Consider the following 26,045-nt stretch of genomic DNA (forward strand, 5'->3'; position numbering starts at 1 on the left):
AGGCTGCTGAGCCGGCTTGCCGGGCCTGTCGGATGAAGTGGACACGTCTATCAGGATCTCCGATCCCGCCCTCGCTCCGGCACCCGGCACTCACACCAGGTGTCTCATCTCATCCTGACAAAGAGGGCACAGCACGCCCGGATGCGATTCGAGGGTTTGCTCTACAAGCCGCGCTACGACAGTTCCCCGCGGGCCGTCGACTCCACGGACCTCGATGTAACAGCGCCCCGGCCTCGACCACACTCCACGTCGCCGAACGCCGAGGAGCATGCCCGCCACATCTGCGGCACCGCGCACGCCAGAGAACCCGGTTTCGGCTGCCGCATCGATCAAGGACCCGAGCGACAAGCCCGGCAACAGCGACATCCCTGCACCTCCCGCCTGTAGCCATACCCATTCCTGGAAGTAGGACCGTGGGCCGGAGCAACCTGGCCAGCATTCGCGGGGAGGGGGTCTTGCCCGCACAAGCCTGGCGAGCTTCGATCATCGGGATCTCCCGTCCGCGTTCGCTGACTGACTTCGTGCACTAAGCTTTGTCGACGATCGCGGCGCTTATCTGACTGTTGTTGACGGGTGTTGTCCACGACGTCGATGACGGGACGGCGAGCCTCCCATCAATCATGTTGTGGACTGCTTTCCTTTGCTGTGTCCATGACGGGTGTTCTGGTTCAGCGGTTGGTTATGCCGTCGGGCACGGAGTCGACAACCGTTTTTGGCCGGCACGGTGTCGCGGTCGGGACGGCATACGTCTCCTACCGCCACGGGTGAGAGTTCGCCATGCGGTATGGCCCCGACGAGACCACAGCGGCTCTCTGGCCACTCATCGTCGGTGGCCTCTTGATGATTTCCGCCATCGGGCTATGGAAAACCCACAACCACCGCGCTCCTGGAGAGTGGAAGGCGTGGTTGTCGTTCATGCTGGGGATTGGGCTGGCGATGTGCGCCAAGCATTCGCATCTAACGCTGCACCGCTGGGCCAGCAGGAACGGATCGCGTTCATCCGCCGAGTGCTCACCGACGACACAATCCCACCCGTTCAGTCCAGCGAGGACGGTTCCCAAGCTGCAGAAACACGATCGGCCACGGCGGCGCGGATCTTCATGCTCTGATTGTGTTCAGTTCACCCGGAAGATTGATCGTCTTGATTGACCGCGCGTAGCGTCACCGCGCATGCGAGAAGAGCACGTCACCCATGCCATCCGGCGTCGGGAGCTGCTGGCCGGAGCGGTCGTCGCGGCCGTCGGCGTCGGTTTGGCACCGGTCGCGGCTTCGGCGAGTACACGGAAGTTCCCGTTGCCCACCACCCGCGAGCTCACCGTCCTGGTGACCGGAGACGCGGGCACCGGCGAGCCCGCGCAGTACGCGGTCGCCGCCGCAGCCCGCCGCGTGGCCGCAGAGAAGGGTTGTTCGCTGGCGCTCGGGCTCGGTGACAACCTCTACCTGGACGGGCCGGAAAGCTCGGACGACGACGAGTTCCAGACCAAGTTCGAGCAGCCCAACGTGGGAATCGACGTGCCGTGGTTGATGATCCTCGGCAACCACGACGTCAGCGGCCTGATGCCCGGCGGCGGTGACGGACCCGCGCGCGGCGACTACGAGGTGGCCTACCACAACAGCTCGCAGCGCTGGTACATGCCGGACCGCTACTACTCGGTGCCGCTGCCGGACGGCTCACCGAACCCGGTGGTGGAGTTCTTCGCGCTGGACAGCAACCCGGTCGCGTCGTTCCTGCCGCAGCTCGACCCGCGCTACACCTGGAACGGGCCTTACATGCAGCAGCAGCGGGAGTGGCTGGACGCGAAACTGCGCGAGTCGCGGGCGTATTGGAAGATCGTGCTCGCCCACCACCCGTACATCAACAACGGACCCTACGGCAATGCCGGCGAGTACAACGGCGTCACCCTAGACGACTACGCCAGCGGCAAGCACCTCAAGGAACTGTACGAGGAGATCGTGCTGGGCCGGGCGGACCTGATCATGTCCGGGCACGACCACTGCTCCCAGATCCTCGCCCCGGTGCGCGGCACCCAGCAGATCGTGTGCGGCGCATCGTCGCAGACCGAGAGCGGCCAGAGCAAGGTCACCAACGACTTCCACTGGCAGGACTTCTCCCGCCGCGGCTTCATGACCTTGTCCATCACCGCGACCGCGATCACCATCGACGCCTACCTCGTCGAATCGTCCGATCCGGCCACCGCGACAGCGACCCTCGCCTACACCCACACCGTCGGACCGCGTGCCGGGTAACAGGAGAGTTCCATGCGCCACGACGCCTTGCTTTGGGGTGACCTGAGAAAAGGCGTCATCGGGCATTCTTTTCGGCGCCAGGTGAGGAGCGCCGGTCGGTCGCGCCCGCGATGAAGGATGACGGCCGCACCGCACTGCCGTGGCACGAACAACCAGGAGCAACCCACACCATGGACCGCAGAAAGTTCCTTGCCGCCGCGCCTCTCGGGGCCGCGACACCCCTCGTTCTCGGCGCCGCGCCCGGCCATGCGCAGAGCCTGCGAGAGGGCTCTCTGCAGGACGTTCCCGACGCGCAACTCCAGGCGCTAATGCACTCGGCGCTGAGCCGCGAGCTGGCGGATGAGGAGACCGCCCAGCGGATGGTCGAGTGGATATGGGACGTGGGTTTCGAATGGCACGCGGAGACGGCGCCGGTGGCGGAGGCCGACTTCATCATCGCCTTCGCGTTCGGCAACCGGCCACCGGCCAACGGCGGCGATCCTGCCAAGGTCCGCCCCGAGCCAGGCCCGACCAACGAGGCGCTGGCCTACGTGATCTCGAAGCTTCGCCAGGAGCGCCGACTACCGGTATACGCGCAGTGGGAGATCGCCCAGGTCCTGGCGGAGAAGCACCACATGGACCACGTCGTCTCCATCGAACCGGAGATCGCCGAAGACGGGACGATCAAGTACCTCAGCACCGACGACATCGCCAAGAAGGTCGCCGAGCTCCGCAGGCAGGAGCCGGACGGCCCTGGCGTGGCGAGTGTGGTGGGCTTCCACGACCACCTCAAGCGGTGCGTGCTGACCACCCGGGCGAACGACATGATGGCCTACGCGCCGCTCGGCTACGCGATGCCGAACACCTACGACCAAGAGTCGGGGCAAGTGTGGACGCGATACCGGCCGGTCTACCTGGTCGTGGACATGGCGGGACAGCTGGCGTTGCTGCAGCGCGAGCTGGTGGAAGAGGCGACCCCGGACGGAGGCTGAAAGACGGCCAACGGACGCTTCTCAACTCCGATGCGCCGCGCAAGGCTCTTGTCGGGGCGGTCCGGCGGAATTCGTCCGCATGGCGGGCCGAGACGTCAACACGAGCCCACCAGTGCTTGAGCGATATGGGTCTTGCTGCCCCCGACGGGCCGTCGAGTATCACGGACTCGCCGACGCGTAGCCAAGAGACTGAGAGTGGGACCGACCGCGGGGCCACGAGGTCAGACTAGCTGTACGGAACTAGGCGGACTTAGGTCGCACTCGTCGACCGGGACACCGCTCGCTACCGGATCTTCGAAAAGCGCAGCACGGGCCACGCGTACAGCCAGCCGTACTGGACGTGGTTGCCCGTGGACACCGGAGGACTGCCCGGACCGGACGACGTTGGAGTTAGCCCCGTCCGAGCGGTTGGTCAGGGATAGCGTGCTGTCTGGAAGGCGGTCCCACTGCCCCGCGGTGATGGCACTACGACCGGGCGGCCTGCGAGCTTGGCGTCGATCCGCTCCTGAAGCTTTTCTGCGGTATGCGTCCCGGTAGGCCGCGGGGTCGAAGGCGTCAGCCGCCAGCGTGTCGACCAGCATATGGAGGTCGGCTCGGGGCTCTCGCTGCCGCTGGTTGACGGGCCGCCGGGAAAGCAGAGGCCGGTCGGCTCGCACCACCTGGGCGTCGCCGAGGATAGCCTAGTGGTAGGGATTCGATGTCTACTCCCGATAGGGGCTGCATGAGGGGGGATCATGGCTGCCAAGCAGGCAACGACGGCGCGCCTCCCCGGCGTTACCGCCGAGCTTCACCAACCCGATCACTACATTCCCACTCGCGATGATCTCGCAGGCGCCGCTAACGCCGTTCGGGGCTCTCTTCCTTCCTGGGAGATGACGGCCTTCTACGGTGGCCTTGGAGCGCTGGCCGCGTTCGCGGTGATCGAGTGGCCGGTGGCGGTGGCGATCGGTGTGGGTGCCGTGATCGCACAGCGCTCCGGCCGCACCGCGGAGAAGTCACGTTCCGGTACCGCACGGGTCGAGGCTGAGCCATCCGGCCGCGCAAAAGCGGATGAGTTGCCGATCAGCGGCTATGACAGCCGCACCGTCGGCGAGATTACCGAGCAGTTGCCGGGGCTGTCCCAGCGCGAGCTGCGCCTGGTCGAGGACTACGAAACGCGAAATCGGGCTCGGACCGGCATCCTGCGCCGTATCGACGAACTACGCGGCGAGGAGCCCTGGGCCGGCTATGACGAAATGGGCGTCGGCGAGATCCTTCCGCGCATGCGGACAATGCCCGCCGACGAGCAGGCCGCTGTAGCCGACTACGAGCAACACCACAAACAACGGCGCACCATCATCCAAGCCGCGCACAGCTGACCTGACCGCCGGAGCACCCTCAGTGGAGCCCCAACACCCGATCAGTGCCTCACAGCACCTAGATACTCGTAAGCCACACCCCGGGAGAACTAGATCGCTGACGTAGCTGAGAGTGAAAACTGACCTCCAGATAACGAAGGAGATCGCTCCTGTCCAGACCGCAACCATGCCCCACCTGCAGACGTTTCGGCGGTATTCGGGTGTGTCGGGGCGGGTCATTGTCGATGGCAGTGGACTGAATGGGCCCCTCGGACCCTTCCGCCCCGGCCATCCTGTGCCGGGTCAAGGGAAACCTCGCCGCGCCGATCCCGGGGCATGCCGTTGCAGCGCCGCAGGGCATAACGTCCCACCTAGGCGATGTCAGGCGCAGGCGATCAACGCAAGCGCTGGGCCGTTCTAACGCAGCCGCGGCGGTCGGGTTCGGAACGCAAAAAGGATACAAGGTAACGCTACACGCCGACGACGATCTAATTGATCTTACTCTCGCCCTTAAGGATGGCGAAGATTACGGGTCGCCAATCCTCATTGCGCTAAAATATCACAGGGGCGGCAATTTACTAAACCCTTTGGCGATCAAACGTATTGCGAACCGTAGAAGATATTTGCCAACTTTGGTGGCCGCTAACGTGGATCTCCGCTCCTCGGGGGAGCATTTGTATGCCAATCCCAATGGGTTCGGTTTTGCGAAGTGGACCAATGAAGGTGACGACTTTCGTATCGCGGACGAGATAGAAAGATTGGGCTCGCTATCCAGACCATAGGGTGCAGCACGAACAAGATGCCCTGCAGCGCCTTGCGGTCATCGATCCGTGGCCGCCCGCCCTTCTCCGGCACCCGCGTGCTCCGCGGCAGCAAGGGCTCGAGCAACTCCCATAACTCGTCGTCGACCTCCCACGGTCGCCGCCGGGCCACCAGACACCTCCACAACGACAGCAAGATTACCTACTACCACCGTTTAGGTAATTTCACTCAACACTGACAGGATCGTGCAGGTTGAGGCTGGCTGGCGGGGCGCCGCAGGACAACCGGAGGCGTCACCGGTTCTGCCACCCGTTGGATGCCGCACAGGGCTTCTAAGGACACGATGGGAACCGGCCAGCACCCGTCCCCACCACGCGCGAACCAGCGTTTCCGCACTGCACAAGGGCACTTTGCCTGTCCCGCCGTGATGGCCCGAATGAACGCCCGATGGGACAGGCGGGACAGCGAACTCGCCACCAAAATCAACCATTCCCAGATAGCCGAAGCCGTGTGGTTAGTCGCAACCCTCGGAGACATAGTTACCCCACGGTTTTCCCGGATCTGTGGCTAGGGCCTCTCACGGCGTTGCTTGCCCTCATGCTGTGGTGCTTCTGGCTCCTCGAGAACGACCTCGCATCACGCACCCGGGTGGCCTCGCCCAGGGACCCGGCCAACTCGTGCGCGGTGCGGTCGAACCCGGCGGCTGTCGAGGTCATCGCCGCCCGCACGACCGGGATGTACTGCCACGGCGTGTCGGCACCCACGGCGCCGACCTGGACAGGCGCGCATGTCAGACTGCCAGGCGATGCATACCCCGTCCGACCTCGCCGACCTGCTCGAATGCGAACACCGCAGCATCCTCAAGCAAGCGTTGGCGGCGGGACTGCCCGGCGCGCCGCGCCCGAGCTCCGGGCCCGACCGGCTGGCCGTCAAGCACGGCCGCGCGCACGAGGCAGCCACGCTCGAACGGCTGCGTGACGAGCGCAAGACCGTGATCGAAATCGAAGAGCCCGACCAGGTCGCCGCCGCGAAGGCCACCGAAGAAGCGCTGCGGGCGAGCGCGCCGGTGGTCTACCAAGCCGTCTTCCACGACGGCGAGTTCTCCGGCCGCGCCGATTTCCTGCTCCGCGATGACCAAGGCCGCTACGAGGTCTACGACACGAAGCTCGCGCGGCACGCGAAGCCGGCCGCGGTCGTGCAGCTCACCGCGTACGCCGACGCGTTGCGCCGCGCCGGTTGGCCGGCCGGGCCGGAGATGCACCTGCTGCTCGGTGACGGCACCACGCGCAGCCTGCGCGTCGACGATTTCCTGCCGCTGCTCGATCGCCTCCGTGACCGGCTCGTCACGCGGCCGCCACGGCTGCCGGAACGCATGTGGGCCGACGAACGACCCGCCTGCACCGGCTGCGGCTTCGCTGACCACTGCTCGTCCGCGCGCGAGGCGGACCGGGACCTGTCGCTGGTCGCGGGCATGCGTGGCGAACAGCGGCGCAAGCTCGTGACGGCCGGGCTCGGCACGATCGACGCGCTCGCCACCGCCGAGCCGGCGGACCGGCCGCGTGACATGTCGGCGGACACGTTCGCGACCTTGCGCGCGCAGGCCGCGATCCAGGTGCGGCAGGACGAAACCGGGGAATTGGCGTACGAGGTCATCGACCCGTCGGCGCTGGCCGAGCTGCCGCCACCGAGCCCCGGCGACATCTTCTTCGACATGGAAGGCGACCCGTATGCGCTCGCCGGCGCCGGGCTGGAGTACCTGTTCGGCGCCGTCACGCCCGACGCGCGCTTCACACCGTTTTGGGCACATACGCGTCCGCAGGAGAAGCGTGCCTTCGAGGAGTTCATCGACTTCGCCACAGCCAGGCTGACCGACGATCCGGACGCGCACATCTTCCACTACGCGCCGTACGAGGTCACGGCCGTCAAGCGGCTCGCCGCGGTGCACGGAACGCGCGAGGAAGCCGTGGACGAACTGCTGCGCAGCGGCCGGATGGTCGACCTGTATGCCGTGGTGCGCAAGGCTTTGCGCGTCGGCCAGCGGTCTTACTCGATCAAGTACCTCGAACCGTTGTACATGCCGGAAACCCGCGACGGCGACGTGAAGACCGCCGTGTCGAGCATCGAGGCGTACGAGGACTACCTGACGCTCGCCAAGGCCGGCGACATCGAAGAGGCCGACGAGGTGCTGCGCGGCATCGCCGACTACAACGAGTACGACTGCGTGTCCACGTTGCGGCTGCTGGAATTCCTGCACCGCGTCCGCGAGGAAGCGGGCATCGAGCTCGCAACCCCGGCGCCGGAGTCCGAAGTGGACGCCCTGCTGCGACAGACGGAGGAGGAAGAGGCCGCGCTGCGCCGGGCCGAACGCGCGGCCGCGATGGCGGCGCTGGTCGACCCGCTGCTCGACGGCCTGCCCGACGATCCCGCCGACTTCACCCCGGACGACCACGCTCGCGCGCTGCTCGCCGCCTCCGTCGGTTACCACCGGCGCGAGACGAACCCGGCGTGGTGGGAGTTCTTCCGGCAGCTCGCCGCACCGGTCGGCGACCTCGAGGCGGACACGACCTGCGCTGTGCCGGTGTCGGTGTCCGCAGGCGAGTGGGTGCCGCCGTCGGGACGGCTGCGCACGGCCAAGCGCACGCTCACAGTGGCGTGCGACCCGGACCGGCCGCATCCGTTCGCGGTCGGGGACGGCGTGCGGCTGCGGTACAGCGCCGATGCGCGGGACGCGAAGGTCGTGGCGGCGTCGGCGGTCGAGCTGACTCTGGAGGAGAGCAGCGCGCCGGACAGCACGTCGGACGAGCGACCGGTCGCGGTCCTGCCGGGCGGCCCGGTGCGGCCCGCGCCGAAGGACGAGGCCGTGGCCGACCTGGCCCGGCTGGTCGGGGAAACGCTCCCGGAGCTGCCCGCGCATCCGGGCGTGGACCTGCTGCGCCGGATCCCGCGGTTGCGCGGCGGTGCGCTGCCCGCGCCCGGCGAGGACTCGGTGGCCACCGTGATCGAGGCGGTCGACGCGCTCGACGGGTCGGTGCTCGCGGTACAGGGCCCGCCCGGGGCGGGGAAGACGTACTTGGCGGGCAAGCTGATCGCGCACCTCGTGCGGTCCGGGCGGACGGTCGGTGTGACGTCCAACAGCCACAAGGCCGTGGAGAACGTGCTGTCCGCCGCGCTCGGCAACGCGCCGTCGATGGCGTGCGCGAAACGGCCGCGCCGGACGCCGGATCCCGCGCTGCCGTGGGAACAGCCGAAGACGAACAACGCGTTGGCCAAATGGCGCGCCGAGCACAACGACGGGCACCTCGTCGGCGGCACCGCGTGGACATTCGCGAACGCCGCCGTGCGCGAGGAACCGTTCGATGTACTGGTGATCGACGAGGCCGGGCAGTTCGCGCTCGCGGACGCACTGGCCGTGTCGATGTGCGCGAAGAACGTGGTGTTGCTGGGCGATCCGCAGCAGCTGCCGCAGGTCGTGCAGGGCACGCACCCGGCAGGCGCGGAGGCGTCGGCGTTGGGGCACCTGATCGGCGACGCGGACATCATGCCGCCCGAGCTGGGCTACTTCCTGGACCAGACACGGCGCATGCATCCGGCCGTGTGCGCACCGGTTTCCCGGTTGTCGTACGCAGGTTTGCTGCACTCGCACCCGTCCGCGGACCGTTCGGTCGACGGCTTCGCCTCCGGGCTGTACCTCGCGTCGGTGGAGCACCGCGGGAACACCACGCGGTCGATCGAGGAAGCGGCGCAGGTCATGTCGGTGATCGCGGACCTGCACGGGCGCACGTGGCAGGGCCGTCCGCTGACGGACGCGGATTTTCTCGTGGTGGCGCCGTACAACCTGCAGGCGCGGACGGTCACGCACGCGCTGGCCGACGCCGGTTTCGGCGACGTGCGCGTCGGCACGGTGGACCGGTTCCAAGGCCAGGAAGCCCCGGTGGTGGTGACGACGATGACATCCTCGTCAGCGATCGACCTGCCCCGCGGACTGGATTTCCTGTTGTCCCGCAACCGGTTGAACGTGGCACTGTCGCGAGCGCAGTCGGTGGCGGTGCTGGTGTGCAGCCCGCAGCTGCTGGAGGCGGACATCCGGACGGTCGAGCAGATGCGGCTCGTCTCCGGGATGCTCGGACTGCTGCGGGACGCCCACCCCTGGCCCGCTCGCTGATCCCCAACCCCTACGTTGACGACACCTCTTCAAGAGTCCAATCCGGGACCGGAATGGACGACCGCCAGCCCGTCCGTGCGCAGGTAGTCGACTAGGTCCGCGTCGTCGCCGGTGACGCCAGCCGGACGGGCCTCCGGCATGCCCTGGACGCTGCCGGGATCGTCCAGCCGTTCTTGCGTTCCAACAGCGCCCAAGAGCCGTGCACATAACCCGCCGCCCGAGCCCGCAGCAGACAGCCAGTCGGGCAGTAGGGGCAGGTCCGTCGCCGACTGACGGCCGCGCGGCCAGCCCGTCACTTGAGCCTCCTGGCCACGGCGGCCCTCGACGGGCGCGGGTCCGCTACACGTCCGGACAGCCGTCCGTCTGCCCAGTCCAGCCGCAGTGACGATCCGGTGACGCCGCGGTGACGTTGCGGGCCGCATCATGTCACGTGTGCATCGGGGGAAGGAGTCACTTCGGTGGCGATCGAACAGAAGTCCATCGATATCAGCAGGCTCGCGACTGACCGGCGCGGCAAGGCAGGTTCAGCCCGGTGGCGCCGCGATCGGTCCCCATGGCTGGTTCTGGTCGTGGCGTTGGTGGCAGGCCAATGCTTCGTCGGGGTGAATCTTTACTACAACTCCGGGCACTACATTCCGTTCCTCGACGACGCCTACATCCACATGCAGTACGCCGTCCAGATCGGCCAGGGCGATTTCCTGCGGTTCCACGACGGTGATCCGATCAGCACGGGTGCCAGCAGCCTGCTGTACGTCACCTTGATAGGGGCTGTGTACCTAGCTGGCGTGCAGGGCAGCATGCTGCTGCCTGCGGCCGTAATGCTCGGCGTGGTGTGTCATGCGCTGACCGCAGCAGGCATCACGGTGCTGGGCAGACGACTGGCCGGGCGCACCGCGGGAATCTGGGCCGGGACACTGGTCGCGCTGAGCGGACCGCTGCTGTGGGGGGCGACCAGTGGCATGGAGATATCGTTCACGGCCTTGTTGTTGGTCTGCACCCTGGTGATGTTCACGGCGGAGGCGCCCCGTGCGTTGTTCCGATTCACTCCGGTGCTTGCCGCACTAGCCGCGCTGTCCCGCCTCGAGGCATTCGTGTTCGTTTCCGCGCTGTCGCTGGTGATGATCGTCAACTGCTGGCGGAGGCCGGGCTGGGGTAGTGCGCAACGGACCGGCTGGGCGCTGTGGTGTGCCCTGCCGTTCGTCGTCACTGCCGCCCAACTGGGGTTTTACAAGCTGGCTACCGGCAGCGCCTCGCTGAATGGTTCGGTGGCCAAGTCCCTGTTCAGCGCGCCGAACTTCACGCTCGGAGAGTTCGCCAGCAGCGTGGCAGGCAATGTCGGACAACTCCTGGCGATCCTGATCGGGATGAGCCGCCAGGACTTCACCTTCCCCGGTGCGCTGCTGCTGGCCGTGATCGGCGTGACAGCGCTGATGCGACGCGGCGGTGTGCGACGGATGGTCGGGTTGGTGACCGTGGTGGGTACCTCGCTGGCAGTGCTCGCGATCTCGACGATGGCCACGGCCCTGTGGCAGAACGTTCGCTACCTGCAACCCTTCCTGCCGTTGTTCGTGCTGGCTGCGGTGATCGGCGTCGGCTCGGTCACGAGCTGGTTCTCCGGGCGGGTCGGTCGGCAGGTGTCGATCGGTTTGCTGTCGGTCGCGGCGCTGTTCACGGCAGTGTCGCTGCCCACGTGGGCGCACATCGTGGGGCAGGACTCCTCCACCATCCGCGACCGGGTGGTCACGCTGGCCACCTGGACCAAAGGTCACCTCCCGCCGGGCGTGCGGATCGGCGTTCACGACGTGGGTGCGGCCGCGTACCTCGGCGGGCACAAGACCGTCGACCTCGTTGGGCTGACCACCAACGGCCTGGCCAAAGCCGCGATCAACGGAATGGGCAGCCTCTACGAGGAACTGCGGGCCATGCCTCCGCGGCAACGTCCCGACTACATCGTCGTCTTCGACGCGATGCAGATCGGAGTGCAGCTGCAGAAGCTGGCCGACGCATCGCTGTTCGACGAAGCTGTCGTGAAAGTGCCGGAAATGACGGTGTGGAAAGCGAACTGGAGCCTGGCCGACACCGGTGACAGGCCGATGACCCCGGTACCCGGTCAGATCCGCGACTATGTCGACGTCGGCTCCATGAGGAGTGAGCGCGACCACGACCACGACGTGCACGAGTCGCGGATGGATTCCCAGCCGGGCACCCTGGTTCGCACTGCCGACTACGCCGGTCAGCGGGTGGTCGACAGCGCTCGGCATGTCCTCGGCGAGGAGGAGTTCACCCTGCACAATCTCGTCCCGGGGCGCCCGGTGCGATTGATCGCCCGCCATGACTCCGGCCAACCCAATCCCGATGCGGACACCGTCAACGTGGTCGTCAACGGTGTTGGTATCGGCCCGCATCGCCTGGCCCCAGATGCCCGGGGCTGGGCGGAGTCCACGATCACGATCCCGCCTGAGCTGGTCACCGACTCGGAGATCACCGTGCGGATGGCTGCGATGCAGGAATTCGTCGGCCCCTACCCCGACTACGACTCGTTCGGCTACTGGGCCGTCCAGTAGCCCGCGATGTCACGCAAGGATTCCCGCAGCGACTGTTTCACACTTCGCATGCGACGTCCGTGGGCGCTTCAACGCGCCTACGTCGCCGGAATGCGTTGACACGACGGTGGTAGCGAGGAACAGCTCAGCCCTTCACAGCGCCCATGGTGAACCCCGCGACGAACTTGTCCAGGAACAGGTTGAACACGAGCGCTATCGGCAGCGCAACCAGCACGGTGGCCGCCTGCAGCGACTGCCAGAAGAACACGTCGCCCCGGACCAGCTGGGTCGGCACGCCGGTGCTCACCGGCATCTGGTCGGTCGGCGCCACGAACGCCAGGGCGTAGATGAACTCGCTTGCGGCAAGGGTGAAGGCGAACACCACCACCGCCACGATGCCGGGGAACAGCAGTGGCAGCACCGCCCGCACGAATCCACCCACCCGGCTGTAGCCATCGACCATCGCCTGCTCCTCGATGTCCTTCGGGATCGCCTTGAGGAACCCCATCAGCAGCCACACCGACACGGGGATCGTGATCGTCGGGTAAACAAGCACCAGCGACCAAGTGGAGTCCTGCAGGCCCAAGGCCACCACGACCCGCCCCAGCGACAGGAAGAGCAAGCTCGGCGGAACCAGGTAAACGAGGAAGATTCCGATTCCCATCGGAGTCGCCCAGCGCAGGCCGAAACGGGCCAGCGCATACGCCGCGGGCAGGCTCAACACCAGCGTGATCGCCACCACCAGCAGGCCGGACCACAGCGTGTTCCAGGCAAAAGTGACGAAGGCGGTGTCAGTGAACAGGTATCCAACGTGGTCGGCCGTGGACGGACGGTTGAACACGAACGGGTTGTTCTGCGGGTTGTAGAGGTCGCGGTTCTGCTTGAACGCCGTCACCACGCTCCACAGGAAGGGCCCGGCACACACCAATGCGCCGAGGATCGCCGCGGCGTAGACGCCGACCCGGGACGCGAGGCGCCGACGCGCATAGCGCCGGCGCAGCCCGGCTGGTCCGGCGGTCATCACAGCACCTCCAATCTGCGCACCGCCCGCAAAATCGCGATCGCCGCAGCCAACAGCAACGGGAAGAGGAACAGCGCGATCGCCGCACCCTGTGCAACGTCGCCGCCCTCGATACCCCGGTAGAACGCCCAGCTAGCCAGCACCTGGGTGGAGTCGTTCGGCCCGCCGCGGGTGAGCACCCGGACCACCGCCATGTCCGTGAAGGTGAAAATGGCGCCGAACAGCGCCGCCACCGCGACGATCGGCAGCACCAGCGGAACCGTCACCTCGAACATCCGCCGCCAGAAGCCCGCTCCGTCGACGCGCGCGGCCTCCTCGATTTCCCTCGGGATCGCCAGCAGGCCGACCATCGTGATGACGGCGGCCAACGGTGTGAGCCGCCAAACGTGCACCGCGATCACTGACAGCATCGCCAGCCCCGGCTCGCCCAGCCAGTACATGTTCTGCGCGGGACCGAGAGCGCCGAACTGCCGCAGCACCCAGTCGATCGGCGAGTAGATGGAGTCGAGCAGCCACAGCCAGGAGATCGACGACAGTGCCACCGGTGTCGTCCAGGGCAGCAGGACCAGCAGACGCACCAGCCACTTGCCGCGGAAGTCGGCCACGAGGATGTTGGCCAGCACCTTGCCGAGCACGACGATGAGGACCATCGACACTGCGGTGAACACCACGGTGTTGCTCAACGAGCGCCAGAACACCGGATCGGCGAAGGTGCGTTCGAAGTTGCGGGCGCCGGCGAAGTCGAACGACGTGTCGCCGGTAGTCACATCGGATACGGCGAGCGCGATGGCCAGGACGAACGGAAGGCCGACGAGGGCGACGATGTAGACCACGCTGGGCAGCAGGAACAGCCACGCCAGCAGCCCTTCCCGGTCTGCGAGTCGACGTGCGGAGCGTGCGGCGACCACCTCAACCTCCCAGCCGCAGCGGCGACCGCCGCAGGCCGCTGTCCGCGTCGAAGAACCGCACTCGAGCGCTGTCCACGGCGAAATCGTGGGTCCGGCCGGGCACCAGTTCGGTGTCCACGGTGGCGGGTAGACGGGCGACCACGCGGGTCGGCTCACCGATTCGCGCCACCGTGCCGTAGACGTGCCGATCGCCGGAGAGGTGCTCGATCCGCTCGACGGTCAGCGAGACGTTCACCCGGTCGACCGCTCGGACCTCCCCCGCCGGCAGCAGGTGTTCCGGGCGGAAACCGACCAGCACCCCGTCGCGTGGCACGAGGTTCATCGGCGGCGAGCCGATGAACGTGGCCACGAAAGTCGACGCAGGATCGTCGTACACCTCCACCGGCGGACCGACCTGGCAAACCGTGCCGTTGTCCAGCACGACGATGCGGTCGCCAAGCCCCATCGCCTCGGCTTGGTCGTGGGTGACGTAGATCGTGGTGGTGCCGATCTCCCGCTGGAACCGCCGGAGCTCGTCGCGTGCACTGGCGCGCAGCTTGGCGTCCAAGTTCGACAGCGGCTCGTCGAGCAGGAACACGTGCGGTTCCCGCACCAGCGCCCGAGCGAGTGCGACGCGTTGTCGCTCACCACCGGAGAGCTGGCGGGGCTTGCGGCCGAGCAGCCCCTGGATGCCGAGCAGTTCGGCCGCCCACCGGGCCTTGGCCTCCCGTTCCGCGCTGCCCATCCCGACTGCCTTGAGCGGGAAGACGATGTTGGCGAGCACGCTCTTGTGCGGGTAGAGCGCGTAGCTCTGAAACACCATGGCGATCTTCCGGACGCGCGGCGGAAAGCCGGTGACGACCTCATTCTCGATCAGCACGTCACCGCTGGTGGGCTGCTCCAACCCCGCGATCATGCGCAGCAGCGTCGTCTTTCCGCACCCCGACGGGCCGAGCAGCACCAGGTACTCGCCGTCGGCGGCCGCCAGGTCGACACCGTCGATGGCGTGCACCCGGCCGGCGTCGAAGTGCTTGACCAGTTTCCGAACCTCCACGACGGCCACGGCTCAACCTCCGACCAGGCCTGCACGCCGCCACTTCTCGAAGATCGCCCTGACCTGGGTGTCCGCCTCCGCCACTGACTGCTGGGGGCTCGCGTCGCCGCGCGCCGCACGCGCGAACATGTTCGGGATCACGAAGGTGCTGAACGTCTCCCCGACAGCCGTGCTCGACGGGCCGGGGTGGCCGATGTTGGTGCTCCAATCGGTGGCGTGGGACAAGAACTTCAGCTTGTCCGGCGGCCGGGCGCCGAACGGGTCGGCTGCGAGCCAACCGTCCAGGTTCGGGGTCAGCCGCGGCCACGCGCACAGGTCGTACATCTGGGAGTGGTACGTCGCCGACGCGAAGTTCGCGGTGTAGTGCAGGAGGAATTCCTTCGCCGCGTCCGCGCCAGGGCCGTACTGCGGAATCACCCAGTTGTACATGACGTGTTGCGCCGCGAGCGCAGTCCTCGGGCCCCGAAGCGCGGGCACGAAGAAGGTGTCGTCGAACACCGCTGGGTTCGCTCCCTGGGCGGTGCGCCAAGCCGAAATCGAGTTGACGATGTAGGACAGCTTCCCCGCGACCAGACCCTGGTTGTTGCTCGCCGCGTTCCAGGAGAACACCTCGGGCGTCATCGCTTGCTGATAGAGGCGGCTCATGTACTCCACGGCCGCGACGGTCTCAGGGCTGTTGAGCACGACCCGCTGCTGCGCGTCCTGCTCCGAAGCGCCGTAGGACCACATCAGAGCCCGCAGGACCATGTTGGAGTCGATCTCCTGGGAAAGACCGAGACCGAGTTGTATCCCGGCCCGCCGTTTGATCTCAGCGGCCCCCGTGAGCAAGTCGTCCCAGGTCGAGGGACCCTGCGGCATGCCGACCTGCTGCCACAGCGACCGGCGGTAGTTTCCGGGGTCGGGTGCCCATCCCGGCGAGTAGGCGAAGAACCGCCCGGTAGTCGGGTTGAACGTCGACTTGCGGCACAGCTCCAGCTGCGGGCCCCAGCGCCGCACCGCCTCGTCGGTGAGGTCCCGGAGATCGAGCATGCTCGGTTCGAACTGGGACAGTGGTGCGATGTACTGGATGAGGTCGTGGCCCTGCCGGGCCTGCACCTCGGCTGCGATGCGCGTCGGAATCTGCGCCTGGTCGATGTGGTCGATGGTGACGTTGACGCCGACCTTGCCACCCCAGTTCCGGGCAAAGGTGTCGAACCATTGGTCATGGCTGGGGATGAAGTGGCTCCACAGCAGGACCCGGAGATCACCGGACAACCGGCGGGCGGGCTCGGTGAACGTCTCCTGCGGAGCCGCGCGTGTGTCCGTCGGCCCCGGCGGCTCTTCGCGTGCGCACGCGCCCGCCAACGCCAGGACCGCGGCGACCCGGAGCACGTCGCGCCGCCCGTATGTTCCGGAGGAAATTCCAGATGACTCAGTGGCCATAGCTGACTCCTCCCCTCAAGGAGTCCCACGCACAGTAAACTCCCGCGCGACGGATCCCACTACCGATGCCACCCGAGTACTCACCGTCATATTCCCCGGGCCGATCGACTGAGACACCGACAGAGGCGCGCACGACGGCGGCTGTGGCCGCCTGCTGAAGCGGCGCGAGGTGCTCGCGGTGCACGGGTAACCCAGCGAGGCGACAACGGCGGGTTCGAAGCTCCGAAACCGGGCGGTGCGCCACGGCAGTGACTCAACAACCCTGCTATGTCACGAGGGACCTGCTGGTTCGGTCCCGACTGGGCTGAGCTCAAGGCCGGCGTGATCGTTGAACGCGTCTTCCTCCTCACCTCACATGACCGCTGATGGCACTGAGGGTGCCTCGGAACAGGGATCCTCGACCAGCGACCGCGCCCACGCCACGTCGGCTTGCGTGGGTCCGGCGTCGTTCGCGTAGTCGACCAGATCCAGTGGGTTCTGCGTGATCATGCGGGTCACGTCGGCCTCGGCGACCCCCTTCTCGAACACGGTCTGCGCGAAGATCCGCAACGCTTCCGAGGGCAACGGGTTGTGCCGCTGACCGGTGTCGGACACCAGCAGGCACCGCGACGCCCCGATGCGCTTGATGCTGTGCGCGATCTTCTCGGGCACGGCGTAATGCCAGGCCGGCGACACCGTGCAGTAGCCGAATTCCGGCATGGCCCCGAGCCGCGCGATCTCCTCGAGCGTGTCCAGGTCGAGATTGGGCACCTTGAAGTAGGGATGGGTGACGACGATCTTCTCCACCCCGACGTCCCGGGCCTCCTTGACCAGCGCGACGATCTCGCGCGGGGACAGGTGGCAGGTGCCGAGGATGGCGCCGTACTCCGCGACCAGTTCCAGCACCTCCTTGATCTCCGGCTTGAGCCTGCCATCGGCATCGGCAACCCAGATACCCTCCGCCCGGGTGCGACCGCCGGCCTGCGAGTCGTAACCACCGGTGCCGCCGTGCATCTGGGCGTGGTACCCGGCATCGACGGTCGGCATCCACACCTCCTTGCCGCCGAGCCGGAGCGATGCCTCGACCGCAGCCGCGTTGATGCCGCCGACGTAGTAGTTGAGGACGATGCCCCCGTACACTCGGATGTTCGGGATGACCCGCTGCACCAGGTAGGCGCGTGAAACGGTGTTCTCGTGGTGGCATTTGAGCACGATGGCCTTCATGCCCGCGTCCCGGGCGGCACGCACGATGTCGAAATCGTCGGCCAGCCGCGGGAACAGGTCCGGGTACGGGTGGCAATGCAGGTCGACGGCCCCGTTCATGTCGATGAGCGGACCGCCGTAAGTGCGAGTGTTCACAGGATTTCCTCCTCTGCAAGCGAATCACGCGTGGCCGGTCGTGATCCGGGCGTACGACTGCGGGTCGGTGGCACCCTCGGTGACCACGACGAGCACCGACGCAACGGGCGAAAGTCCACTCGCGACACGGGCTTGCCCCGCCTCGTCGCGCAACTCGGCGAGTGCACCGATCCCCGCCGCACCGGTTTCGCCGGCGACGATGCCAACACCGGCGAGCTGGCGCACGGCCGCACACGCGCGTGTGTCATCGATCGCCGCGACGACGTCCATCCCGTCCCGCAGCAAGGGCCAGGCCAGCTGCGACGGGGTGCCGCAGTTCAAGCCGGCCATGATCGAGTCGTGCGGCCCCGGGATGGTCACCGGGCGGCCGGCGCGCAGCGACGCGAGGACGCAGTCGGCCGAGAGCGGTTCGACGCCGACCAGCCGCGGCTTGGCGCTCGCCTCGGGGCGGCGGTAGTGGCGAACGGTCGCCGCTGCGAGCGCACCCACGCCCATCGGCACCACGACGACGTCAGGTGGGCCCGCGCCACGTTCGTGGAGCGCATCGTCGACCTCCCAGAAGATCGTCGAGTATCCCTCGATCACCCACCACGGAATGCGCTGGTAGCCCGGCCACGAGGTGTCGGACACCACGATGCAGCCGTCCGAGGCGTCCTCCGCCGAGCGCCGGACTGCATCGTCGTAATCGCCGTCGACCACAGTGACCGCCGCGTCCTCCGATTCGATGGCCTCGATTCGCGCGGCGATCATCGTGGCCGGCACGTACACGCGCGCCGTCAGGCCGAGAAGGCGGGCCATGCGGGCGACGGCGAGGCCGTGGTTACCGTCGGTGGCCGCCGCCAGCGTCATCGGCGCCAGCGTGCTCACCTGGCGACGGAGCTCGTCGATGTCGCTCCACGACGGCTCGGCACCCAGCCGTTCGCACAGCGCGCGGTAGACCGCGTAGGAGGCACCGAGGATCTTGAACGACTGCAAACCCAGTCGCGAGCTCTCGTCCTTCACCCACAGCCGGCCAACTCCGAGACGCTCGGCGAGCGACGGGATCTCCAACAGCGGCGTGCGAGCGTAACCCGGGAGCCGCCGATGCAGCCGCAGCGGACCCCGGTCGACGGCGATGCCCTCGATGACAGGAACTGAGCGGTGATTGATCAGCAGCTCGCCCGCGTCGGTCTTCACGTCGACACCTCCCCCGCCGGTTTCTCCGCGCGGTCGCAGAGCTCGAGCACGCGTTCCGGGGTCATCGGCAGGCACGTCGGTCGTTCGCCGATCGCCGCGGTGATCGCATTGGCGATCGCGGCGGCGCAGGGCCCGATCGGCGGCTCGCCGATGCCACGCGAGTTGAGCGGCCCCTTGCCCTCACCGCTCTCGACGATTTCCACTTCGACATCGGGCATGTCCAGCGAGCTGGGGATGAGGTAGCTGGCGAACAACGTCGACGCGCAGTTTCCCTCCTCCAGCACCACGTCTTCCATGAGGGCGTACCCGAGGCCCTGCATCGCACCACCCTGGATCTGCCCCTCCACTCGCAGCGGGTTGATCGCACGCCCCACGTCGTGCGAGGCGGTGTAGCGCAAAACCGCCACCTCGCCGGTCTCCACGTCGACTTCGACGTCGGTGGCGTGGCATCCGTAGGTGTAGTCGGGGAAGCTGTCGCCCTGCCCCGTGATGGGGTCGAACGCGCCCCGGTCGGCTCGCCACCGCGACAACAGCGAGGTGTCCACTCCGCGCTCCTCGCAGCCGGCGACGAGCTCCGCGAGCGTCAGCCCGGTGCTCGCCGGACCGCGCACCAGGCCGTCCTCGAACGCCAGGTCAGCCGTGCGGCATCCGAGCATCTCCGCCGCGACGGGAGCGATCTCGTCCCGCAGTCGACGAGCCGCATGCAGCACCGCGTTCCCGGACATGTACAGCTGCCGGGTGCCGAACGTGCCTCCGGCCGGCGGGTTCAACGCGGTGTCTCCGATGTAGACGCTGATCTCGTCCAGCGGTACTCCGAGCACCTCGGAGGCGATCTGGCACAGACTTGCCGCCTGCCCGGCGCCGAGGTCGGTGATGCCCGCTCGCAGCAGCAGAGTGCCATCCGGTTGCAGGCTCAGCCAGGTGGACGCGTGGTCGTGGAACCACACCGTGCGGCCGTAAGGCTGCATGTTGCAAGCGAATCCGCGACCAACGCGCTTGGACGGGCTGCTGGGCTGCGGGGGCTCGCCGAGCCGCGCCAGCGCGCGTTCCATAGTCTCGCTGCCGGCCACGCACGTCGCGAGCGACTCCCCGGTCGGGATGATGTCGGTCTTGCTGAGGAAGTTGCGCCGTCGCACCTCGACCGTCGACAGTCCCAGGACATCGGCGAGACGGTCCATTTGCGACTCGTACCCGAAGACCACCTGCATCGCACCGAAACCGCGGAACGCACTGGTCGGCACGTTGTTCGTGAACACCGCGCGCGAGCGCAGCGAGGCGTTCGGCGTTCGGTACGGACCGCACGACACCGCCGCGCCGGCGAACATGACGCGAGCGCTCAAGTACGGGTACGCGCCGGCGTCGCCGGTGATGTCGATGTCCTGGGCGACGATCGTCCCGTCATACCGCACACCGGTGCGGTAACGCATGACGAACGGATGTCGTTTCGTGCTCGCCATCATCGATTCCTGCCGGTCCCAGACCATCCGCACCGGGCGCTGGGTCCGCCACACCAACAGCGCCAGGTAGGGCTCCACGGTCATGTCCTCCTTGCCGCCGAAGCCGCCACCCATGTAGGCACCGATCACCCGCACCTTGTTCGCCGGTAGACCGAGGATGTCCGCGATCTCCACGGCGTGCTCGATGACCTGGGTGGACACCCGGAGCGTGAGCACACCGGCGTCCATCCAGCCGACACCGGCCTCGGGCTCGAGATAGGCGTGCTCGACCCGCTGACTGCGGTACTCCCCTTCGACGACCACGTCGGCCGCGGCCAACGCCGCCTCCACATCGCCTCGCCGGATGTGCCAATTGATCAGCACATTGCCCTCGTCGTGCACACGCGGCGCGTCGTCGGCCAGAGCGGCCTCGGGGTCGAAGACACCGGGCAGCTCCTCGTAGTCGACATCGACCAGTTCCGCCGCCTCGTCCGCGATCTGCTGGCTTGCCGCGGCGATGAGGGCGATCGGTTCTCCGGCATAGCGGACCCGATCGTCGGCGAGCACGGGCATCGCCACGGTGAGTTCACCGAGACCTCCGGTGGCGTGTTCCACGAGCCGGTTGCGGGGCACATCCCGCGCGGTGAGCACCGTGACGACACCAGGCAGAGCGCGTGCCGCCGCGACGTCGACGGACTTGATCCGCGCCGACGGAAAAGCCGAGCGGACCACGCGGGCGTAGAGCATTCCCGGAAGCGTCCAATCCGCTGCGTAGAGCAGAGATCCCTTGACCTTGTCGACGAAATCGTGGTGCGCTAGCCTGCGGCCCACCACCCGCATCGGCGCGGACGGCGGTGCCGTAGGCGCCGTCGGGGCGGTGCTGACGTCGCTGCTCATGGCTGCTCAGCCTTCTCCGCGGAGACCTGTTCGACGTAGTCCTCGATCGCGTCGAGGATCTTCGTGTACCCGGTGCAGCGGCACAGGTTGCCGACGAGCTCGTACCGGATTTCCTCCCGGCTCGGACGTCCCCCGCGCCGGGCCATGCTGTGCGCGGTGAGCACCATTCCAGGCGTGCAGAAGCCGCACTGCGAACCACCATGCACGAGAAACTGCTGCTGCAGCGGATGCAGGGCGCCGTCCTCGTCGAGCAACCCGCGCAAGGTCGTCACTTCGTGGCCCTCCGCCTGCACGGCGAACATCAGGCAGGCGCTGACCGGCTCGCCGTCGAACTCGACGGTGCACGTCCCGCACACGCCTTCTCCGCACCCGTAGCGCACATCTGACAGCCCGATCTCGTCGTGCAGCACGTCGAGCAGCAGATCGCTCGGCGTGATCCACACGTCGTGCCGGTGGCCGTTGACCGACAGGCTGACGAGTCTTTTGTTCATGAGGTGACCGCTCCGTTCTGCCGTGCCCGCTCCGCCGCCTCGGTGAAGGCGCGCCGGCTCAGCACCTCCACGAGCCGCTTCCGGTACGCACCGGAGGCGTGCACGTCGCTGTCCGGGGAGGTCGTCTCAGCGACCGCCGCAGCCGCGGTGGCCACCTCGCCCGGAGCGCAGGTCGATCCGACTAGTCCGGCAACGGCCTTCCGGTCGACCAGCACCGGGCGGTCGGCCACCCCGGCCAGGGCGAGCTCCACCGAACGCACCGTCGTGGCGTCGGACTCAAGCTCGACCACGGCAGCCGTGGCGACCACGGCGAAGTCCGATGCGCGGCGCACCAGCTCGTGGAAACTCCAACCCTGCCTGGCGCGTAGGACGGGGAACCGGACTTCCTGGATTACCTCGGTCGGTTCCAGCACCGTGGTCAGGTAGGTGATGAAGAAATCGCGCGCGGGGATCGTGCGTTCGGTGTTCGGGCCTCGCACGACGACGTCGGCGCCGAGAGCGAGCGATGCGCAGGGGATTTCCGCGGTGGGGTCGGCGTGCGCCAGGCTGCCGCCGATCGTGCCGCGGTTGCGGACTCGTACGTTTCCCACCCTGGACGTGCACGCTGCGAGCATCGGCGTGTGCCGGTGGATCAAGGCGGAGTCGACGACGGCGCGGTGCCGGGTGAGCGCCGGTATGCGCAGGATCTCGCCGTCCACGGCTGGTTCTCCGTCGTCGATGTCGTTGATGTCGATGAGCGCTGTGGGACGCGCGAGCCGGAGCGCGAGCATCGGGACCAGGCTTTGACCACCGGCCAGCAGCTTGGCGTCCTCCCCGCGCTCGGCCAGGGCGCGCACGGCGTCGTCGTAGCTGGCGACCCGCGTGTACTCGAAGGGGACGCTGACCACGAGAACCTCCTCCCGCTCGCCTCAGGCGGCGAGGTCCTGCTCGATCCGTGCGATCGTGGCTGCCAGCACCGCCTGATTGCTGGTGATGACGGGGTGCCCGAGCCGATCGCGGATGCCATCCATCGCCGACATGGCCCCGAAGTTGGTGCAGGACGCGAAAACGAGATCGATGTCCACGTCGGAGAGGGCGGTGACGGTGAACTCGACGATGGCCTCTCGCAGCACCTGCGCGATCGCGAAGTTCTCCGTCATGCCCAGGCCGGCGATGCGCACGACCTCGACCCCGTCGTCCTCGATGCTGGCTTTGACCTTCGCGTTGAGTTCGTCCACGTAGGGCGTCACGACCCCGACCCGCCGTGCGCCGCTTGAGCTGATCGCGGAGCGCACCGACTGGATCGTGCTGATCGCGGGCGCTCCTGCCACCTCGCTGATCCGAGCGCACAGTTCGGCGTCGTAGTCGTTGCCGCGCAACGCACCCGCGCTGGTGCATCCGAACACGATGACGCTTGGGTAGGCGGTCCCCAGCTCTCGCGCTGCCGGGATCGCGAACTCGTCGAGCATGCGCTCTTCGCCCTCCCGGGTGGTGTCGCGCATGAACATCCGCGCCGTGTGCAGCGTCATGCCGCCAGGGAGACCTCGCACGAAGTCGACTTCCATCATGGTGTTCGACGAGGGGATCATCAGCCCCACCCGTCGAGGCCCGCCCGTCGTCATCGCCGTTCTCCCTCCGTCGTCATCGGCGATCACGCTGCACCGACCGCAGCTCCGTTGAGGTCGCGCAGGATGGTGAGTTCCGCCGGGTCCACCGGTGGAAGTTCGTCGAGCGGCTCATGCATCAGCAGCTCGAATCCCGTCGCCTCACGCACCTGATCGACCGGCACCCCGTGTTGCACAGCGCGCAACCGCATGCGCCGCGACTCCGGATCGAAGTCGAGCACCGCGAGGTCGGTCACCACCGTGCTGACGTTCCCGAACACCAGGCCGGACTCCGCGCGCGTGTTCGCGCCCCGAAGGTGGCCGGGGCTGGTGATGAAGTCGACCTGCTCGACGAACCGCCGCGGCTCGTGCGCGGTCACGATGAAAATCTCGTTGCACAGCGAGATGATGTCGTTGGCACCACCGCTTCCCGGCAGGCGCACCTTCGGTGCGTCCGGCGTTCCGATGTAGCTCGTGTTGATGTTGCCGTACATGTCCACCTGTGCCGCGCCGAGGATCCCGAAGTCGAAGAATCCCCGCTGCGCGAAGAGGAAGATGTCGGTGATGTCGGTGAGCATCGGCGCTCCGAACGCCGCGCGCATCTCGTTGGTGGAAATCGGCAGCCGCCCGGGAACCAGGTGCGTGCCGACGATCCCGCCCTCCAGCACGATCGTCAGGTTCGGTGCCTGCCGCCGGCGCGCCAAAGCCGAGGCGAGCAGGGGGATTCCGACACCGGCGAACACCACCGCGTCGTCGTCGAGGAGACGGCTCGCGGTCACCGTCATGATCTCCGTGGGTGTCGGCCTCATTCGTACATCAACTCCTTCGCCCGCCGCTGCTGCCGGTCGAGCCGAGCCGCGCCGACGTCCCCGAGGAAGCCGGCGAAGTCGGGGTGCCCTAGCACGTGCTCGCCGATGTATTGCCGGACGCCGTCCAGCCCGTGGTCGCGGATGGCCTGCACGTACGTGTCGAAGTGCTCGGTGTCCGCCTCGTAGCGGCCGTAGCATTCGTGCGGGTAGCAGCCGTACGGTGCTTCGACGACCGCATCCACCGCGAAGTGCGGGAGCATCGTGCTGAAGGGGCTCGCCCTGATCACATCCGGGTCGACGATCTCCTCGGCGCTGACCACGACGCGGCGCGCGGCGCGCGCCATGTCGACGTCCATGTGCCGATACCCGTCGACCTGCGCGTTCCCGTACACATCAGCACGATGTACGTGGATGAGCGCCACATCCGGGTGCAGCGCGGGCACTGCGAGCAGGCGCTGCCCGGTGTAGGGGCATTCCACGGTCCGCGTTCCGTCCATGCGCGCGAGGTCCGACCCGAGCATCGTCAGCGTCGGCAGGTACGGCACTCCCATCGCCCCGGCCTTGTAGCGCAGCCCGATGCCGAGATGGCTCCACTCCTCGTAGACGGCCAGCCCGCGCTCGACGTAGTGCCGCAGGACCTGGGAAAGACCCCAGTTCAGCCCGATGCCCATCCAACTGGTCACGATGCGGTCAGCCGCTCCGGTCACGAGCAGCAGTTCGGCCTCGTAGCAGGTCAGCGGGCGCGACAGGGTGAGCCCTCGGTGCGGCTGGCGCAGCAGCTCGAAGACCAACGCCATCGGGGTACGGGAGTACAGGGTTCCCCCGATCCCCACGTGGTGGCCGTCCTCGACGAGCCGCAGCGCCTCGGCGGCAGTGCACGTCTTGTCGCGCACCGGCCGCGCATGGCGCTCCAGATCGGCGCGTGCCTCGCGGAACGTCGTGGCCGTCATCGCACACTCCCCGCCGGCGCGGCCTGCAACAACGGCCACACCTCGGCTGCGAAGCGCTCTATCTGCTCGAGCCGGTACTCGAACGGCGCGAAGACCAGGTGTTGCGCGCCGGCCTCGACATGCGCGGAGAGCTGTTCGGCGCACTGTTCGGGTGTGCCCCTGATCGCGCTGTCCGGGGTCGATTCGCTCCAGGCGGCCATGTCGAAGTAGTCATCGATGTATCGCCGCACCAGTGCATCGCCCTCCTCATAGGAATCGGCGATGCACAGCGGCAACTGCGCCACATTGGACAATTGGTCGGGATCTCGGCCCGCTTCCTCGGCGAAGCCGCGGATCTTCGTCCACGCCCGGGAGAAGCTGTCGGCCGTGTAGAAGTAGGTGAGCCAGCCATCGCCGCGGATGGCCACCCGCTTGAGCACCCGGTCGACGTAGCCTCCGATGAGCACTTTCGGCCGGGGCCGCGGCAGCGGCAGCATGCGCACGTTCCGCAACCGGACGTGGTCGTACTCCCCTGTCACACCGTCCTCTCCCCACAGCCGGTAGAGGATTTCCAGATTGCGTTCGAAGGTGCGCCCACGTCCCTTGAACTGCACACCGGTCGCGTCGAACTCCCGCTCGTACCAGCCGGCGGCCATGCCGAGAACGAGCCTCCCGCCCGAGGCGATCTGCAGCGTCCCGGTGACCTTCGCCAGCACTGCGGGCTCCCTGATCGGCAGCACCAGCACGCCGGTGCCGAGCAGAACATCCCTGGTGTGCGCGGAAAGCACGGTCAGCGTCGTCAGCGCCTCGTGGAACGGGAAGGGTCGGCGGGCGCCGAGGAACAGGTGGTCCCACGCCCACAGCGACCGGAACCCGAGTTGTTCCGCGCGGGTCGCGTAGCTGACCATCGCGTCCGTGCTCGGCTCGCGTGGGCCCGGTGTGAAGTTCTCCACCGCCAGTCCGAATGAGACGGACATCCT

19 protein-coding genes and 1 pseudogene are annotated in these 26,045 nt (G+C 67.5%); 5 read left to right on the forward strand and 15 right to left on the reverse strand.

What is annotated here, in order from left to right; genetic code table 11:
- Positions 1-1,170: 1,170 nt before the first annotated feature.
- The 3 genes from E1288_RS22615 to E1288_RS48910 all read left to right on the forward strand — a co-directional run bounded on the left by E1288_RS22615 (position 1,171) and on the right by E1288_RS48910 (position 4,576).
- Positions 1,171-2,247, forward strand: coding sequence for a metallophosphoesterase (locus tag E1288_RS22615; protein ID WP_132488206.1), 1,077 nt, complete (start codon positions 1,171-1,173; stop codon positions 2,245-2,247).
- Between the two features lie 170 nt (positions 2,248-2,417).
- Positions 2,418-3,218, forward strand: coding sequence for a hypothetical protein (locus E1288_RS22620; protein WP_132488208.1), 801 nt, complete (start codon positions 2,418-2,420; stop codon positions 3,216-3,218).
- Positions 3,219-3,952: 734 nt separating this feature from the next.
- Entirely contained in the window at positions 3,953-4,576 is a 624-nt protein-coding gene (locus E1288_RS48910; protein ID WP_235883732.1) for a hypothetical protein, read from the forward strand.
- A gap of 762 nt (positions 4,577-5,338) precedes the next feature.
- Here the strand turns inward: E1288_RS48910 and E1288_RS22630 are convergent.
- Positions 5,339-5,488: pseudogene (locus E1288_RS22630) on the reverse strand (transposase); the annotation flags it as partial.
- Positions 5,489-6,122: 634 nt separating this feature from the next.
- On the opposite strand from E1288_RS22630, the gene E1288_RS22635 reads away from it, so the two are divergent.
- Positions 6,123-9,479 (forward strand): TM0106 family RecB-like putative nuclease, encoded by a 3,357-nt coding sequence (locus E1288_RS22635; protein WP_132488210.1) that lies wholly within the window; start codon positions 6,123-6,125, stop codon positions 9,477-9,479.
- A gap of 29 nt (positions 9,480-9,508) precedes the next feature.
- Here E1288_RS22635 and E1288_RS47110 read toward each other — a convergent pair whose 3' ends face one another.
- Positions 9,509-9,673 (reverse strand): hypothetical protein, encoded by a 165-nt coding sequence (locus E1288_RS47110; RefSeq protein ID WP_165968211.1) that lies wholly within the window; start codon positions 9,671-9,673, stop codon positions 9,509-9,511.
- A 264-nt stretch (positions 9,674-9,937) separates the two neighbouring features.
- Between E1288_RS47110 and E1288_RS22640 the strand changes: the two genes are divergently transcribed.
- Entirely contained in the window at positions 9,938-12,043 is a 2,106-nt protein-coding gene (locus E1288_RS22640; protein ID WP_132488212.1) for a hypothetical protein, read from the forward strand.
- A gap of 124 nt (positions 12,044-12,167) precedes the next feature.
- Here the strand turns inward: E1288_RS22640 and E1288_RS22645 are convergent, their stop codons facing one another.
- From E1288_RS22645 to E1288_RS22705, 13 genes are all read right to left on the reverse strand, one after another.
- Positions 12,168-13,043: a carbohydrate ABC transporter permease gene (locus E1288_RS22645; protein WP_132488214.1), complete on the reverse strand. Its 876-nt coding sequence runs from the start codon at positions 13,041-13,043 to the stop codon at positions 12,168-12,170.
- On the reverse strand, positions 13,043-13,951 hold the full coding sequence (locus E1288_RS22650) for a carbohydrate ABC transporter permease (protein WP_132488216.1): 909 nt from the start codon (positions 13,949-13,951) through the stop codon (positions 13,043-13,045). The genes E1288_RS22645 and E1288_RS22650 overlap by 1 nt, the downstream gene beginning before the upstream one ends.
- A gap of 1 nt (position 13,952) precedes the next feature.
- Positions 13,953-14,993 carry an ABC transporter ATP-binding protein gene (locus tag E1288_RS22655; RefSeq protein ID WP_132488218.1) on the reverse strand — a complete coding sequence of 347 codons (1,041 nt, stop codon included), beginning with the start codon at positions 14,991-14,993 and terminating at the stop codon, positions 13,953-13,955.
- Positions 14,994-14,996: 3 nt separating this feature from the next.
- Entirely contained in the window at positions 14,997-16,355 is a 1,359-nt protein-coding gene (locus E1288_RS22660; protein WP_235883733.1) for an ABC transporter substrate-binding protein, read from the reverse strand.
- A gap of 402 nt (positions 16,356-16,757) precedes the next feature.
- Positions 16,758-17,744, reverse strand: a complete 987-nt coding sequence (locus E1288_RS22665; RefSeq protein WP_132488222.1) for a DUF6282 family protein — start codon at positions 17,742-17,744, stop codon at positions 16,758-16,760.
- A gap of 24 nt (positions 17,745-17,768) precedes the next feature.
- Positions 17,769-18,920 (reverse strand): diaminopropionate ammonia-lyase, encoded by a 1,152-nt coding sequence (locus E1288_RS22670; RefSeq protein WP_132488224.1) that lies wholly within the window; start codon positions 18,918-18,920, stop codon positions 17,769-17,771.
- Complete coding sequence (locus E1288_RS22675; protein WP_132488226.1) at positions 18,917-21,253, reverse strand: xanthine dehydrogenase family protein molybdopterin-binding subunit; 2,337 nt, start codon at positions 21,251-21,253, stop codon at positions 18,917-18,919. The genes E1288_RS22670 and E1288_RS22675 overlap by 4 nt, the downstream gene beginning before the upstream one ends.
- The gene (locus E1288_RS22680; protein WP_132488228.1) at positions 21,250-21,744 is read right to left on the reverse strand and encodes a (2Fe-2S)-binding protein; all 495 of its coding nucleotides are present in this window, start codon (positions 21,742-21,744) and stop codon (positions 21,250-21,252) included. The genes E1288_RS22675 and E1288_RS22680 overlap by 4 nt, the downstream gene beginning before the upstream one ends.
- Positions 21,741-22,631 (reverse strand): FAD binding domain-containing protein, encoded by an 891-nt coding sequence (locus E1288_RS22685; protein WP_132488230.1) that lies wholly within the window; start codon positions 22,629-22,631, stop codon positions 21,741-21,743. The genes E1288_RS22680 and E1288_RS22685 overlap by 4 nt, the downstream gene beginning before the upstream one ends.
- A gap of 21 nt (positions 22,632-22,652) precedes the next feature.
- Positions 22,653-23,345, reverse strand: a complete 693-nt coding sequence (locus tag E1288_RS22690) for a maleate cis-trans isomerase family protein (RefSeq protein ID WP_132488232.1) — start codon at positions 23,343-23,345, stop codon at positions 22,653-22,655.
- Between the two features lie 29 nt (positions 23,346-23,374).
- Positions 23,375-24,136 carry a CoA-transferase subunit beta gene (locus tag E1288_RS22695; protein WP_132488234.1) on the reverse strand — a complete coding sequence of 254 codons (762 nt, stop codon included), beginning with the start codon at positions 24,134-24,136 and terminating at the stop codon, positions 23,375-23,377.
- Complete coding sequence (locus E1288_RS22700) at positions 24,133-25,086, reverse strand: CoA transferase subunit A (RefSeq protein WP_132488236.1); 954 nt, start codon at positions 25,084-25,086, stop codon at positions 24,133-24,135. The genes E1288_RS22695 and E1288_RS22700 overlap by 4 nt, the downstream gene beginning before the upstream one ends.
- Entirely contained in the window at positions 25,083-26,042 is a 960-nt protein-coding gene (locus tag E1288_RS22705; RefSeq protein WP_132488238.1) for an LLM class flavin-dependent oxidoreductase, read from the reverse strand. Before E1288_RS22705 ends, E1288_RS22700 begins: the two co-directional genes overlap by 4 nt.
- Positions 26,043-26,045 lie beyond the last annotated feature (3 nt).

It is taken from the genome of Saccharopolyspora elongata (assembly GCF_004348985.1).
GTDB lineage: Bacteria > Actinomycetota > Actinomycetes > Mycobacteriales > Pseudonocardiaceae > Saccharopolyspora > Saccharopolyspora elongata.

Coding starts and splice junctions, on each gene's coding strand:
- E1288_RS22620 (WP_132488208.1), top strand. CDS start 2,418: ATGGACCGCAGAAAGTTCCTTGCCGCCGCGCCTCTCGGGGCCGCGACA.
- E1288_RS22690 (WP_132488232.1), bottom strand. CDS start 23,345: ATGACGACGGGCGGGCCTCGACGGGTGGGGCTGATGATCCCCTCGTCG.
- E1288_RS48910 (WP_235883732.1), top strand. CDS start 3,953: ATGGCTGCCAAGCAGGCAACGACGGCGCGCCTCCCCGGCGTTACCGCC.
- E1288_RS22680 (WP_132488228.1), bottom strand. CDS start 21,744: ATGAACAAAAGACTCGTCAGCCTGTCGGTCAACGGCCACCGGCACGAC.
- E1288_RS22635 (WP_132488210.1), top strand. CDS start 6,123: ATGCATACCCCGTCCGACCTCGCCGACCTGCTCGAATGCGAACACCGC.
- E1288_RS22705 (WP_132488238.1), bottom strand. CDS start 26,042: ATGTCCGTCTCATTCGGACTGGCGGTGGAGAACTTCACACCGGGCCCA.
- E1288_RS22645 (WP_132488214.1), bottom strand. CDS start 13,043: ATGACCGCCGGACCAGCCGGGCTGCGCCGGCGCTATGCGCGTCGGCGC.
- E1288_RS22615 (WP_132488206.1), top strand. CDS start 1,171: ATGCGAGAAGAGCACGTCACCCATGCCATCCGGCGTCGGGAGCTGCTG.
- E1288_RS22695 (WP_132488234.1), bottom strand. CDS start 24,136: ATGAGGCCGACACCCACGGAGATCATGACGGTGACCGCGAGCCGTCTC.
- E1288_RS22700 (WP_132488236.1), bottom strand. CDS start 25,086: ATGACGGCCACGACGTTCCGCGAGGCACGCGCCGATCTGGAGCGCCAT.
- E1288_RS22675 (WP_132488226.1), bottom strand. CDS start 21,253: ATGAGCAGCGACGTCAGCACCGCCCCGACGGCGCCTACGGCACCGCCG.